The sequence below is a fragment of the Curtobacterium subtropicum genome, from assembly GCF_030362975.1.
Lineage (GTDB): Bacteria > Actinomycetota > Actinomycetes > Actinomycetales > Microbacteriaceae > Curtobacterium > Curtobacterium subtropicum.
Map to the genome: position 1 here is coordinate 396598 of NZ_JAUCMM010000001.1, position 12470 is coordinate 409067.

The following is a 12470-nucleotide window of genomic DNA, read 5'->3' on the forward strand; positions in this document are numbered from 1 at the left end:
GCCGCGTCGGAGGGTGCTCGGTAGGATCGGGGTGTGTCATCCCAGCAGGAACCCGTGCCGTCCGACGTGCAGTCGCTGAGCTACGAGGCAGCGCGCGACGAACTCGTGCGCGTCGTCGGTGAGCTGGAGCAGGGGTCCGCGACACTCGAGCGATCGCTCGCCCTCTGGGAGCGTGGGGAGGCACTCGCGGCCCGCTGCGAGGAGTGGCTCGTCGGCGCACGTGCCCGCCTGGACGCCGCCCGTGCCGCATCGACCGGCGGGGACGCCCCGACCGCCCAGGACGGAGCGGGACGGTGACCGACCCCGACGGACGCCCCATCGTCGCCGAGCTCGGCCGCCCGGAGACCCCCGAGGAGACCTGGGCCCGCAAGGACGCCGCGCGCCGCACCCGCCGCGAGCACCAGACCGCGTTCAACCTCGTCCTCGCGCTCATCGCCTCGCTCGGCATCGTCCTCTTCCTGGTCGCCGTGGTCGTCCGGCCCGACCAAACCGTCGACCGCTCCGTCGACTACCAGCAGGTGGCCGCCGGCGCGGACGTGCCCGGCGTGACGCTCGCGGCACCGGACCTGCCCGACGGCTTCACCTCGAACCGGGCCGACTTCCAGGACAAGACGTCGGACGGCGTCCGGGTCTGGACCGTCGGCCTCGTCACCCCGGACCGCCAGTACATCGGCCTGCAGCAGGGGATCGACGCGAACGCGTCGTGGGTGGCGAACCAGCTCGACCAGAAGCCCGCCACGGGCGACCGCACGATCGACGGCACGAAGTGGACGGTGTACGACCGCCGCGACGAGGGCAAGGACGCGGGCAACCACGCGTACTCGCTCGTCCACACCTTCGGTCGCGACACCATCGTCCTGTCCGGCACCGCCGACGACTCGTCGTTCACGACCGTGGCGAAGGCCGTCACCGAGCAACTCGCGAACTGACCCCGCCCGACCGAACCCGAAGCACGAGGAAGACCATGCCCGACCGCGCCGCATCCACCCCGTCCGATGCCCTCCGCCTGCTCGTCGAAGGCAACGCCCGCTTCGCCGCCGACAAGCGCCGCACCGGCCGGATCGACCCGGACCGCCGTGGGGAGCTCACCGGCTCGCAGGCGCCCTTCGCGACGGTGCTCGGGTGCTCGGACTCGCGCGTGCCGTTCGAGCACGTCTTCGACGCCGGCATCGGTGACCTCTTCGCGATCCGGAACGCTGGTCAGATCGTCGACGACGTCGTGCTCGGCTCGATCGAGTTCGCGGTCGTCGCCCTCGGCACCCCGCTCGTCGTCGTGCTCCGGCACACGAAGTGCGGTGCCGTTGCCGCCGCTCGCTCCGGCGAGCCCGTGCCCGCGCCGCACCTGCAGGCCCTGGTCGACGCGATCGCACCGAGCGTCGAGCAGGTCCGCGCGACCGACGCCGAGCTCCCGCAGGAGTCCGTCGGCGCCGCGCACCTCGAGGCCACGCTCCGCCAGGTGATCGAGCGTTCCGGCGTCGTCTCCGACGCGATCGCCGAGGGCCGGCTCGCCGTCGTCGGCGCGACCTACGACCTGGGGACCGGCGAGGTCTCCGTCGACACCGTCGTCGGCGAGGCCTGACCGGCACCGACGACGACCGTCCCGACACCGACGGGACACCACGACCGCACCGACGCGACCGCGCCGGCGCACCCACAGGAAGGACCACGACGACGTGACCGACACCACCGCGACCACAGCCACGAACGGCGCTCCCGAGGGCGAGTACCGCATCGAGCACGACACGATGGGCGAGGTCCGGGTCCCGGCTTCGGCCCTGTACCGTGCCCAGACCCAGCGCGCCGTCGAGAACTTCCCGATCTCGGGCAGCGGCCTCGAGCCGGCGCAGATCGTCGCCCTCGCGCGGATCAAGCGGGCCGCGGCGGTCGTCAACGGGTCCCTGGGGATCGTCGACCCGGCCGTCGCCGACGCGATCGCGCAGGCGGCGGACGCGATCATCGGCGGCGAGCACCACGACCAGTTCCCGGTCGACGTCTACCAGACCGGCAGCGGCACCTCCTCGAACATGAACATGAACGAGGTCCTCGCGACCCTGGCGACCCGCATCGCCGGCACGGACGTCCACCCGAACGACCACGTGAACGCGTCGCAGTCGTCGAACGACGTCTTCCCGACCTCCGTGCACGTCGCCGTGACCGAGGCCCTCATCCGCACGCTCGTCCCCGCACTCGAGCACCTGGCGGAGTCGCTCGAGGCCAAGGCGACGCTCTGGGCCGATGCCGTGAAGTCCGGGCGCACCCACCTGATGGACGCCACCCCGGTCACCCTCGGCCAGGAGTTCGGCGGCTACGCCCGCCAGGTCCGCCTCGGCATCGAGCGCGTGCGGGCCACGCTCCCCCGCGTCGCCGAGGTCCCGCTCGGCGGCACCGCGGTCGGCACCGGGATCAACACGCCGACGGGCTTCCCGCAGCAGGTCATCGCCCGCCTGGCCGAGGACACCGGGCTGCCGATCACCGAGGCGCTCGACCACTTCGAGGCGCAGGGCGCGCGGGACGCCCTGGTCGAGGCCTCGGGTGCCCTCAAGGTCATCGCCGTCAGCCTGACCAAGATCAACAACGACCTGCGCTGGATGGGCTCGGGGCCGAACACGGGCCTCGGCGAACTGCACATCCCCGACCTGCAGCCCGGCTCGTCGATCATGCCCGGCAAGGTGAACCCGGTCATCCCCGAGGCCACCCTCATGGTCGCGGCCCGGGTCATCGGCAACGACGCGACCGTCGCCTGGGCCGGCGCGTCGGGAGCCTTCGAGCTCAACGTCGCCATCCCGGTGATGGGCACGGCGCTGCTCGAGTCGATCCGCCTGCTCGCGAACAGCTCGCGGGTGCTGGCCGACAAGACCATCGACGGGCTGCAGGCGAACCTCGAGCGCGCGCGGGCGTTCGCCGAGTCGTCGCCGTCGATCGTCACGCCGCTCAACCGCGTCATCGGCTACGAGGCGGCCGCGAAGGTCGCCAAGTACGCCGTCGCCGAGGGCATCACCGTCCGCGAGGCCGTCGTCGCCCTGGGCCACGTCGAGCGCGGCGAGGTCACCGAGGAGCAGCTGGACAGCGCACTCGACGTGCTGTCCATGACGCACCCGAACTGACGGACGCCACCCACTGACAGACGGGCGCGCCCCGCTCAGCGGCAACGCGAAGCGTTGCGCGGGGCGCGCCGACCGAGCCTGCGAGGGAGGACGGTGCCAGCCGGCACCGCGCCTCCCGTCCGTCGCCTGGTCGCCCCCGGACCCGTCCGGTCACCCGGTCAGTACCGCGAGAGCGACAGACCGCCGCCAACCGTTCGCAGCGATCTGTCGCTTTCGCGGACAGGACCGGCCCTCGCCCGCGCCCCGCGCCCGCGCAGGCGCGCCCGCGCGCCCGCGCCCGGGCGCAGGCGCGCCCGCGCAGGCGCGCGCGCTACCCCAGGTCGGGCGAGTCGAGCAGCTCGGTCACGAGCGCCGCGATCGCGGACCGCTCCGAGCGGGTCAGCGTCACGTGGGCGAACAGCGGGTGCCCCTTGAGCCGCTCGATCACCGAGGCGACCCCGTCGTGCCGCCCCACCCGCAGGTTGTCCCGCTGCGCGACGTCGTGCGTGAGCACCACGCGCGAGTTCTGCCCGATGCGCGACAGCATGGTGAGCAGGACGTTCCGTTCGAGGGACTGCGCCTCGTCGACGATGACGAAGGCGTCGTGCAGGGAACGCCCGCGGATGTGCGTCAACGGCAGGACCTCGAGCATCCCGCGTTCGACCACCTCGTCGAGGACGTTGTCGGACACCAGCGCACCGAGGGTGTCGAACACGGCCTGTGCCCACGGGTTCATCTTCTCGGAAGCGTCACCCGGCAGGTACCCGAGCTCCTGACCGCCCACGGCGTAGAGCGGTCGGAACACCATGATCTTCTTGTGCTGCTGCCGTTCGAGCACCGCCTCGAGGCCGGCGCACAGCGCGAGCGCCGACTTGCCGGTCCCCGCGGAGCCCCCGAGCGACACGATGCCGATCTCGGGGTCGAGCAGGGCGTCGATGGCGAGCCGCTGCTCGGCGGAGCGGCCGCGCAGACCGAAGACCTCGCGGTCACCGCGGACGAGCGACACGGCACCCGCTTCGTGCACGCGTCCGAGGGCCGAACCGCGCTCCGAGTGGATGACGACACCGGTGTTCACCGGGACGCCGTCGAGCCGCGACGACCGGATCTCCTCGTGCTCGTACAGGTCGCTCATCTGCTCGCCGGACACCTGCAGGTCGGTGATGCCCGTGTAGCCCGAGTCGACGGCGAGTTCGGCGCGGTACTCCTCGGCCGCCATGCCGATCGACGAGGCCTTCACCCGCAGGGGCAGGTCCTTCGACACGACGACGACGTCGAGCCCGTCGTTCGCCAGGTTCGACGCGACCGCCAGGATGCGCGAGTCGTTGTCGCCGAGCTGCAGCCCGGACGGCAGGACGGACTGGTTCGAGTGGTTCAGTTCGACGCGGAACGACCCGCCGTCGTCGAGTGCGATGGGGAAGTCGAGTCGCTCGTGCTCGATGCGCAGTTCGTCGAGCAGCCGCAGGGCCTGCCGCGCGAAGTACCCGATCTCCGGGTCGTTGCGCTTGGACTCGAGCTCGCTGACGACGACCACGGGCAGCACGACGGCGTGCTCGGCGAAGCGGAACAGTGCCCGCGGATCGCTGAGGAGCACCGAGGTGTCGAGCACGTACGTGCGTTGGGCGACCGATGTGGACGAGTCCGCGGTGGGCCGCTGGGCGGGTTCGCGAGAGACGTTACGAGAGGTCACGACCACTCCATCCCCGGGCCGCGCTCGGCCCGGTCACTGTCCTCGACGCGGCCGTTGAGCGGTCCCGAAGCACCGTTGCCTGGCCGCTTCGACCGGGCACTGTGCCCGATGGGGCCAAGGTACGACCGGCCCCCGACAGGCGTGCCGCGACACGCGGTTCCGCAGGTTACGGTCGCGTGAACGCGCACCGGCCGTCACGCAGTGCCGAGTCTCGCGCTGACGGACACTTCTCGGGCTCCCGACCGCGAGTACTGTCGCTCGACCCGAGACTCGCCGCGCGCTGCGCGGCGCGGCCCACGCGGCCAGCGGTGCAGGGCGCGCGGGCGCTACTGCATCGTGGCGTACGACAGGCAGGCGTCGCGGAACATGTCGAGCGTCGCGTCCGTGGTGGAGGCGAACACCGACACCCGTGCGACCCCGAGCCGCGTCGTCGCGGTGACCCCGTGGTTGTGCAGCGCGGCGGACAGCGCGGTGAGCCGGCCCTGCGGCGGACGCAGCACGACGATGCCGGCCCGCTCGCGCGGGTCGCGGCTCGACTCGACCGACAGCCCGAACTCGTCCGCGATGTCGAGCACCCGCTCGACCCGGTCGGCGACCCGCTCCTGCACGGCCCCGACCCCGACGGACACGAGGCGTTCGAGCGACACGGCCATCCGGGCCTGTGCGACCGGGTCGACGCGGGTCATCTGGTAGCCCGCGGCTCCCGGCTTCACCGACGGCACCTCGGTCGGCCACCCGGTCGTGCCGTGCGGGCCGGACAGCGCCGGACGCAGGCGGTTCAGGGCCCGGTCGCTGAACGCGACGAAGCCCGTGCCCCACCCCGCGTGCAGCCACTTCTGCCCGCCGGTGGCGACGACGTCGGCGACCTCGTACGGGGCATCGACGACCCCGAAGCCCTGGATGGCGTCGACGACGAGCAGGCGGTCGCCGATGACCTCGCGGATCGCGGCGAGGTCGGCGAGGTACCCGGTCTGCCAGTCGACCAGCGACACGGCGACCGCGGTGACGTCGTCGGTCAGGCGCTCCCGGACGAGCGACGGCGTCATCCAGCCGGCACCGGACTCGACCACGACGGGCTGCACGCGACCGCCGGTGGCCGATGCGGCGCTCGCGAGTGCGAGCGGCAGGGACGGGTACTCGTCGGCGGCGACGAGGACGCCGCCGGTCAGGCCGAACGCGGTGTGCAGCAGACCGGGGGTCGTCGCGGTCTGCGAGACGACCTGGTCCTCGCGGCGGCCGACGAGCCGCGCGGCGACGGTGCGCACCCGGGCGTCCTGCTCGTCGAGCGTCTCCATGGCGCCGAAGCGCATGCGCTCCTGGATCGTGCCGAGGACGCGCTGTTCCTCGAGCACGGCGGTCTGCACCGGCCCGAAGGCGGCGTGGTCGAGGTAGCCGGACTCCTCGTCGAAGCCCGCCGTGTACTCGGCGATGTTCACAGGCGCAACCTTCCGTGGGACGAAAACCCTGTGAGCCTACTGGGACCGACCCTGCGCGAGCGAACCTGGGCCACTCGACGCACTCCCGGGGGCCATCCGCGGCAGCCCGACACGAGGTGAGCCGACACCGAACGACCCGACACGACGCGCTGCAGTGTCGGAGCGGGTGACGATCAGCCGCCGAAGCGCCGTGACCGCAGCCCGAAGTCGCGGACGGCGCGGAGGAAGTCGACCTCGCGCAGGTCCGGGTAGAAGGCCTCGACGAAGTAGAACTCGCTGTGCGCGCTCTGCCACAGCATGAAGTCCGAGAGCCGCTGCTCCCCCGAGGTCCGGATCACCAGGTCGGGGTCCGGCTGGCCCTGCGTGTACAGGTGGTCCCCGATGAGCTCGGGCGTCAGCACCTCGGCCAGGGTGTCGAGCGTGCCGCCGCCCTCGCCGTGCGCCCGGACGATGCTGCGCATGGCGTCCGCGATCTCCCGTCGGCCGCCGTAGCCCACCGCGAGGTTGACGTGCAGGCCGGTGTGGGCCGCGCTCCGTGCCTCGGCCTCGGCGAGTGCGCCGAGCAGCCCCGCGGGCAGCCCCTCGTCGGAACCGACGTGCTGCACCCGCCAGTCGCGGTGCCCGGCGAGCGTCCCGGCGAGGTCGCCGATGATCCCGACGAGCTGCTCGAGCTCCTCGCCCCCGCGTCCGGTCAGGTTGTCGGCGGACAGCAGGTACAGCGTCACGACCTCGATGCCGAGGTCGTCGCACCAGTCGAGGAACTCCGGGATCTTCGCGGCGCCCGCCCGGTGCCCGTGGGCGGCCGACTCGAGCCCGAGCTGCTTCGCCCAGCGACGGTTGCCGTCCACGATCATCGCGACGTGCTTCGGGATCGCCTGGCCGTCGATCTGCCGGCGGATACGACGCTGGTAGGCACGGTAGAGGACGCCGCGCCCTGCCCATCCCACCCTGCCGGTCACGCCACGACTGTAGTGCACCGCAGCCCCGAGGGTGCCGACCCGTGCACTCCCTGCTCCCGTTCGGCCAGGGCCCCTACTGTCACCCCATGCAGGACGAGACCGCCACGCTCCCCCACGTCCCGTTCACCGAGGAAGCCGCCACCACCGAGCCGCCGCGCCCCGCCTGGCGCGGGTGGATCCACCTCGGCACGTTCCCGTTCGCCGTCGCCATGGGCGTCGTGCTGATCTGCCTCGCCGACAGCGCGGCCGCGAAGGCCGGCAGCGCCGTGTTCATGGCGTCCTCACTGCTGTTGTTCGGGGTCTCGGCGACCTACCACCGCTTCCCGTGGGGCCCGACGGTCAAGAGGATCCTCAAGCGGATCGACCACACGAACATCCTGCTGCTCATCGCCGGCACCTACACGCCGATCGCGATCTGTGCCCTGCCGCACACGCTCATGGTCGTCGTGCTCTGGGTGATGTGGTCGGGTGCCGCGCTCGGCATCGCCTTCCGCGTCCTGTGGATCGGCGCGCCGCGCTGGCTCTACGTGCCGATCTACCTGGTGCTCGGCTGCGCCGCGCTCGGCCTGCTCCCGCAGTTCTTCGCCGCGAGCATCCCGATGACGGTCCTCGTGCTCTCCGGCGGGCTGGCGTACATCCTCGGCGCGCTGGTCTACGGCTTCAAGCGCCCGGACCCCGCCCCCTCGGTGTTCGGCTTCCACGAGGTCTTCCACGCCCTGACCGTCGTCGCGTTCGCCGCGCAGTGGGTCGGCGTGCTCATCGTGGCGCTGCACCCGGTGCGCTGACCGCGGCTGCCGCGGACGGCCGCACCGGACGGTCGACGTGACCGGACGACGGACGGGAGGCCCGTGGCGCGCTCGCCACGGGCCTCCCGTCCGTCTGCTGGTTCCGTCTCGGCGCTGGTGCCGTCCGGCCGTCAGCCGCGTTCGGTGTCGTCGCCCACGTCGGTCCGGCCGTCCTCGTCGGCGCGACGCGCCGGCACGTCCGTCGTCGCGCCGCCGGCGTCGGACTCGAGCCGCTGGCGGATCTCCGCGCGGTAGCGGGTGCGACGGATGCGTCGGGTCATGTCGACCACGAGCAGGATCGTCACGACCGCGACCACCGCGATCGCCACGAAGCCGGCGACCCCGGGGGTGACGTCGACGTCGGGCACGACGGACGGGCTCGGGCTGGGGGCGGCGGCGATGGCCGTCAGGATGGTGCTCACGCGGTGGTGTCCTCGTCGTCAGGGAGCCCCGCGAACAGGTCGGACTCCGGCAGGTCGGTGGGCACGCGGGCCTCGACGAGCTGGTAGTCCTCGGTGGGCCACACCGTCGCGAGGAGGTCGTTCGGCCAGGAGAAGAAGAAGCTGTCCGGCGGCACCTGACTCGCGTGCGCGTGCAGGGCGGCGTCGCGCGCGTCGAAGTACGCGCTGACGTCGACGTGCGTCGTCGCGAGGTCGGGTCGGTCGGAGAACCGCTCGACCCACTCTCGGAGCTGCTCGATCGCCGGGCTGTCCGGGTCGCGCTCACGCAGTGCCTCGTAGATCGTGCGGAAGCGGCGGGGGTTCATGGTCCGCTCGTAGTAGAGCTTGCTGACCGCCCACGGCTCCCCCGCGGCCGGGTACTTCGTCGGGTCGGCGGCGTCGCGCCACGCGGCCACGGAGACCTCGTGCGTGCGGATGTGGTCGGGGTGCGGGTAGCCGCCGTTCTCGTCGTAGGTGACGAGCACGTGCGGGCGGAAGCGGCGGACCACGCGGACGAGCGCCTCGGTCGAGTACTCCAGCGGGACGGTCGAGAACGTGCCCGGCCGGACCGTCTCGCCCTGCTCGGCGTCCGGCAGCCCGGAGTCGTGGTAGCCGAGCCACACGTGCTCGATGCCGAGTGCCGCCTGCGCCGCGGCCATCTCGGACCGGCGGTAGCCCGCCATGTCGCGGTGCGCGCGGCTCGTCGCGGGCTCGCCGAGCTGGTCGTTGAGGATGTCCCCGGCCTCGCCGCCCGTGCACGAGACGACCATGACCTGGTGGCCCTCGGCGACGTACCGGGCGGAGGTCCCGGCACCCTTGCTCGACTCGTCGTCGGGGTGGGCGTGGACGGCCAGCAGGCGGAACGGCACGAGGATCCTCACGGGAGCGGGTCGAGCGGGCGCGCACGCGTCGACCGCGTGCGTGGGGGCAGCGCACAGCGGGGCGTGAACTACCCTGGGACCAGGATAATCACCCCGGGAGCCCCCAACTGTCCGAACCGCTGCACCCCACCGTCACCGCTCCGACCGCTGCCCCGGGCACGGCCGCGTCGCTGGACGACCGGTACGGGCGCACCCCGGACCGCCGGCGCCGCAGCAGGCTGTTCGGCATCGTCGCCGCGATCGCCGTCGTGCTGGTCTTCGTCGCGTGGGTGGTCTGGGCCGGGCTCGACCAGGAGTCGCACGGCCTCGACAACACCGAGCTCGGCTACACCGTGGTGTCCGACCACCGCACGGTCGTGCACTCGCAGGTCTCGGCCGACCCGGGCACCGAGGTCCGCTGCGCCGTGCAGGTGCTCGACAAGTCGTACTCGATCGTCGGGTGGAAGGAGGTGACGCTGCCGGCATCCGAGCAGCGCACCCGCTCGATCTCGACCGCGGTGAACACCACGACCCGCGGCGTGACCGGCTTGATCCACGACTGCTGGGTTCCCTAGACTCGACTGATCCGCGGACGAGACCGGCCACACCGGCCGGTCTCGTCCGTTGTCGAAAGGGAGACCGATGAGCAACGACACGCAGACCACCTGGCTGACCCAGGAGGCGCACGACCGTCTCACGGCCGAGCTCGAGCAGCTGTCGGGCCCGGCCCGCAAGGAGATCGCGGACCGCATCGAGGCGGCGCGTGAAGAGGGCGACCTCAAGGAGAACGGCGGCTACCACGCCGCGAAGGACGAGCAGGGCAAGATCGAGGCCCGCATCCGCCAGCTCACCGAGCTGCTCAAGCACGCCACGGTGGGCGAGGCGGACTTCGACGGCACCGTCGAGCCGGGCACCGTCGTGACGGCGGTCATCGCCGGCGACGAGTCGACGTTCCTCGTGGGCAACCGCGAGATCGTGGCCGAGGGCTCGGACCTGACCGTGTACAGCCCGGTCAGCCCGGTCGGTGCCGCGATCCTCGGGCTGCGCGAGGGCGAGGAGACGACCTACACGGCGCCGAACGGCAAGGAGATCAGCGTCACGGTGACGAAGGTCGAGCGCTACCAGCCGTAGGCGCTGCGCCGCGCTGCGCTGCCGGGCTGCGCGCTGGATCGAACCACGAAGCCGACGTGGAACCAGGCACCGCTCCTGGTTCCACGTCGGTTTCCTGGTTCCACGACGACGGCTGCGGGCAGCGTCAGCGCGGGACGACGTCGCGGTGCGCGAGCGGCCGGACGCACGGGAAGCACACGAGGTCCCCGACCCGGACGTCTCCGGGCAGCAGCACCTCGTGCCCGGCCGTCCCGGTGGTGTTCGTCGCGAGCGTCACCTCGGCCACGGGAGCGACGCTGCGTCGGCCGATCAGGCGCACCTCGGTGAGCACGGCGCAGTCGGGCACCGCTGCGTCGAGCTCGACGAAGACGACCCCCCACGGTCGTCGGACACGCGTGACCGCGGCCACGGTGACGCAGACGTCGGCGGGGTGCCAGTCGCGCGGACGGTACCGCGGGGGTGCCTGCTCCGCGGTGTGCACGCACGGGGTCCCGGCCACTGCGGCCAAGCGCTGCATCGACACCGCGCGGACCCGGACGTCGTCGACGGTCGCCTCGGTGCGGGCTGGCCAGACGGTCGGGTCGAGCGGGTCGGGCAGCGAGGCGCGGAGCGAGGGCAGGATCGACGTGAGGGTCATGACGGGAGCATCACGCGCCTCCCGGCCGTCGTCGGTCTCGCTCACGCGACCCTGACGCCCGGGCGACGTTCCCGTGCGCCGCGCTGACACCAGCGGTCCGTGGATCGCGTCCGCGTTCGGCGGCGACGGCGTCCCCGACGGCACCGACGCGCGCCGGTGCACCCGGGTCAGTTCTCGAGCAGCTCCGGGCGGAAGCCGACCTCGTGGAGGCGCTGGATGACCTCCTGCGCGTGCTCCGGACCGCGGGCCTCGATCGACAGGTCGAGGGCGACCTCGTTGATGACGAGCCCCTGCCCGTGCCGGGTGTGCAGCACCTCGACGACGTTGGCGCCGGCGTCCGAGATGACCTGTGCGACGCGGGCGAGCTGGCCCGGGCGGTCGGGCAGCATGATCCGGATGCCGATGTAGCGCGACGCGGCGACGAGACCACGGGTGATGATGCGCTCCATCATCAGCGGGTCGATGTTCCCGCCGCTCAGCAGCACGACCGTCCGACCGGTGTCGCGGACGGCGCCGGACATGATCGCGGCGACACCGACGGCGCCGGCGGCCTCGACCACGAGCTTCGCGCGCTCGAGCAGCACGAGCAGGGCGCGGGCCGTGTCGTCGTCCGAGACGGTGACGATGTCGTCGACCAGGTCGCGGATGATCGGGAAGTTGAGGTCACCGGGTCGGGCGACGGCGATGCCGTCCGAGATCGTCGGCTTCGTCGTGATCGTGACCGGCTCGCCGGCGGTGATCGACGACGGGTAGGCCGCCGCGTTCTCCGCCTGCACCCCGATCACCCGGATCGGGCGGCCCAGGCGCTCGGCCATCCCCTTCACCGCGAGGGCGATGCCGGAGATGACCCCGCCGCCGCCGATCGGCACGACCACGGTGTCGACGTCCGGCACCTGGTCGATGATCTCGAGCCCGAGCGTGCCCTGTCCGGCGATGACGTCGGGGTGGTCGAAGGGCGGGATGAACACCGCTCCGGTGTGGGCGGCGAAGTCCTTGGCGGCACTCAGGGCCTCTTCCACGGAGTGGCCGCGCAGGACCACGTCGGCGCCGTAGTGGCGCGTCGCCTGGAGCTTCGGCAGCGCCACCCCCACGGGGGTGAAGATCGTCGCCGGGATGCCGAGCTCGCGGGCCGCCAGGGCGACACCCTGCGCGTGGTTGCCGGCGCTCGCTGCGACGACACCGGCCGCGCGCTGCTCGGGGCTCAGCGCGGCCAGGCGGTTGTAGGCGCCGCGCACCTTGTACGCGCCCGTGCGCTGCAGGTTCTCGCACTTCAGGTGCACCGGCGAGCCGAGCAGTTCGGCGAGGAACTGCGAGGTCTCCATCGGGGTGACGCGCGCGACGCCCGCGATGGTCCGCTGCGCGGCCTCGATGTCCGCCAGCGAGGGGAACGCCGCGGTCTGCTGCTGGGGCACGGAGGTGTCGGTCACGGTCCCATCATCGTCCGTCAGGGCCGCCACGGCGAACTCGTGACGA

At 72.5% G+C, this 12470-nt stretch carries 14 protein-coding genes; 7 read left to right on the forward strand and 7 right to left on the reverse strand.

What is annotated here, in order from left to right; all coding sequences use genetic code 11:
- Positions 1-33: 33 nt before the first annotated feature.
- From QUG98_RS01815 to QUG98_RS01830, 4 genes are all read left to right on the forward strand, one after another.
- Positions 34-297 carry an exodeoxyribonuclease VII small subunit gene (locus QUG98_RS01815; protein WP_289468927.1) on the forward strand — a complete coding sequence of 88 codons (264 nt, stop codon included), beginning with the start codon at positions 34-36 and terminating at the stop codon, positions 295-297.
- The gene (locus QUG98_RS01820; RefSeq protein WP_224442560.1) at positions 294-929 is read left to right on the forward strand and encodes a DUF4245 domain-containing protein; all 636 of its coding nucleotides are present in this window, start codon (positions 294-296) and stop codon (positions 927-929) included. The genes QUG98_RS01815 and QUG98_RS01820 overlap by 4 nt, the downstream gene beginning before the upstream one ends.
- Before the next feature lie 35 nt (positions 930-964).
- Positions 965-1579 carry a carbonic anhydrase gene (locus QUG98_RS01825; protein WP_137766656.1) on the forward strand — a complete coding sequence of 205 codons (615 nt, stop codon included), beginning with the start codon at positions 965-967 and terminating at the stop codon, positions 1577-1579.
- 94 nt (positions 1580-1673) lie between these two features.
- Positions 1674-3104 (forward strand): class II fumarate hydratase, encoded by a 1431-nt coding sequence (locus tag QUG98_RS01830; RefSeq protein WP_289468928.1) that lies wholly within the window; start codon positions 1674-1676, stop codon positions 3102-3104.
- A 310-nt stretch (positions 3105-3414) separates the two neighbouring features.
- Here QUG98_RS01830 and phoH2 read toward each other — a convergent pair whose 3' ends face one another.
- The 3 genes from phoH2 to QUG98_RS01845 form a co-directional block, all read right to left on the reverse strand.
- Entirely contained in the window at positions 3415-4776 is a 1362-nt protein-coding gene (gene phoH2 / locus QUG98_RS01835) for an RNA 5'-3' helicase PhoH2 (RefSeq protein WP_209442861.1), read from the reverse strand.
- Positions 4777-5096: 320 nt separating this feature from the next.
- The gene (locus tag QUG98_RS01840; RefSeq protein ID WP_289468929.1) at positions 5097-6206 is read right to left on the reverse strand and encodes an aminotransferase class V-fold PLP-dependent enzyme; all 1110 of its coding nucleotides are present in this window, start codon (positions 6204-6206) and stop codon (positions 5097-5099) included.
- 173 nt (positions 6207-6379) lie between these two features.
- Positions 6380-7165 carry an isoprenyl transferase gene (locus QUG98_RS01845; protein ID WP_289468930.1) on the reverse strand — a complete coding sequence of 262 codons (786 nt, stop codon included), beginning with the start codon at positions 7163-7165 and terminating at the stop codon, positions 6380-6382.
- 86 nt (positions 7166-7251) lie between these two features.
- On the opposite strand from QUG98_RS01845, the gene trhA reads away from it, so the two are divergent.
- On the forward strand, positions 7252-7950 hold the full coding sequence (gene trhA / locus QUG98_RS01850) for a PAQR family membrane homeostasis protein TrhA (RefSeq protein WP_289468931.1): 699 nt from the start codon (positions 7252-7254) through the stop codon (positions 7948-7950).
- Between the two features lie 131 nt (positions 7951-8081).
- On the opposite strand, the gene QUG98_RS01855 is transcribed toward trhA, so the two are convergent.
- Entirely contained in the window at positions 8082-8372 is a 291-nt protein-coding gene (locus QUG98_RS01855; protein ID WP_289468932.1) for a hypothetical protein, read from the reverse strand.
- The gene (mca, locus tag QUG98_RS01860) at positions 8369-9259 is read right to left on the reverse strand and encodes a mycothiol conjugate amidase Mca (RefSeq protein WP_289468933.1); all 891 of its coding nucleotides are present in this window, start codon (positions 9257-9259) and stop codon (positions 8369-8371) included. The genes QUG98_RS01855 and mca overlap by 4 nt, the downstream gene beginning before the upstream one ends.
- Positions 9260-9510: 251 nt before the next feature.
- On the opposite strand from mca, the gene QUG98_RS01865 reads away from it, so the two are divergent.
- Positions 9511-9825 (forward strand): DUF4307 domain-containing protein, encoded by a 315-nt coding sequence (locus QUG98_RS01865; RefSeq protein WP_289469183.1) that lies wholly within the window; start codon positions 9511-9513, stop codon positions 9823-9825.
- 67 nt (positions 9826-9892) lie between these two features.
- Positions 9893-10381 (forward strand): transcription elongation factor GreA, encoded by a 489-nt coding sequence (greA, locus tag QUG98_RS01870; RefSeq protein ID WP_289468934.1) that lies wholly within the window; start codon positions 9893-9895, stop codon positions 10379-10381.
- Positions 10382-10505: 124 nt separating this feature from the next.
- Here the strand turns inward: greA and QUG98_RS01875 are convergent, their stop codons facing one another.
- Together QUG98_RS01875 and ilvA are read right to left on the reverse strand one after the other, a co-directional pair.
- Positions 10506-10997, reverse strand: a complete 492-nt coding sequence (locus tag QUG98_RS01875; RefSeq protein WP_289468935.1) for a hypothetical protein — start codon at positions 10995-10997, stop codon at positions 10506-10508.
- Positions 10998-11164: 167 nt separating this feature from the next.
- On the reverse strand, positions 11165-12424 hold the full coding sequence (gene ilvA, locus QUG98_RS01880) for a threonine ammonia-lyase (protein WP_289468936.1): 1260 nt from the start codon (positions 12422-12424) through the stop codon (positions 11165-11167).
- Between the last annotated feature and the right edge of the window lie 46 nt (positions 12425-12470).

Excerpts from the sequence above, each read along its gene's own strand:
- QUG98_RS01875 (WP_289468935.1), bottom strand. The coding sequence starts at position 10,997 with ATGACCCTCACGTCGATCCTGCCCTCGCTCCGCGCCTCGCTGCCCGAC.
- trhA (WP_289468931.1), top strand. The coding sequence starts at position 7,252 with ATGCAGGACGAGACCGCCACGCTCCCCCACGTCCCGTTCACCGAGGAA.
- QUG98_RS01825 (WP_137766656.1), top strand. The coding sequence starts at position 965 with ATGCCCGACCGCGCCGCATCCACCCCGTCCGATGCCCTCCGCCTGCTC.
- greA (WP_289468934.1), top strand. The coding sequence starts at position 9,893 with ATGAGCAACGACACGCAGACCACCTGGCTGACCCAGGAGGCGCACGAC.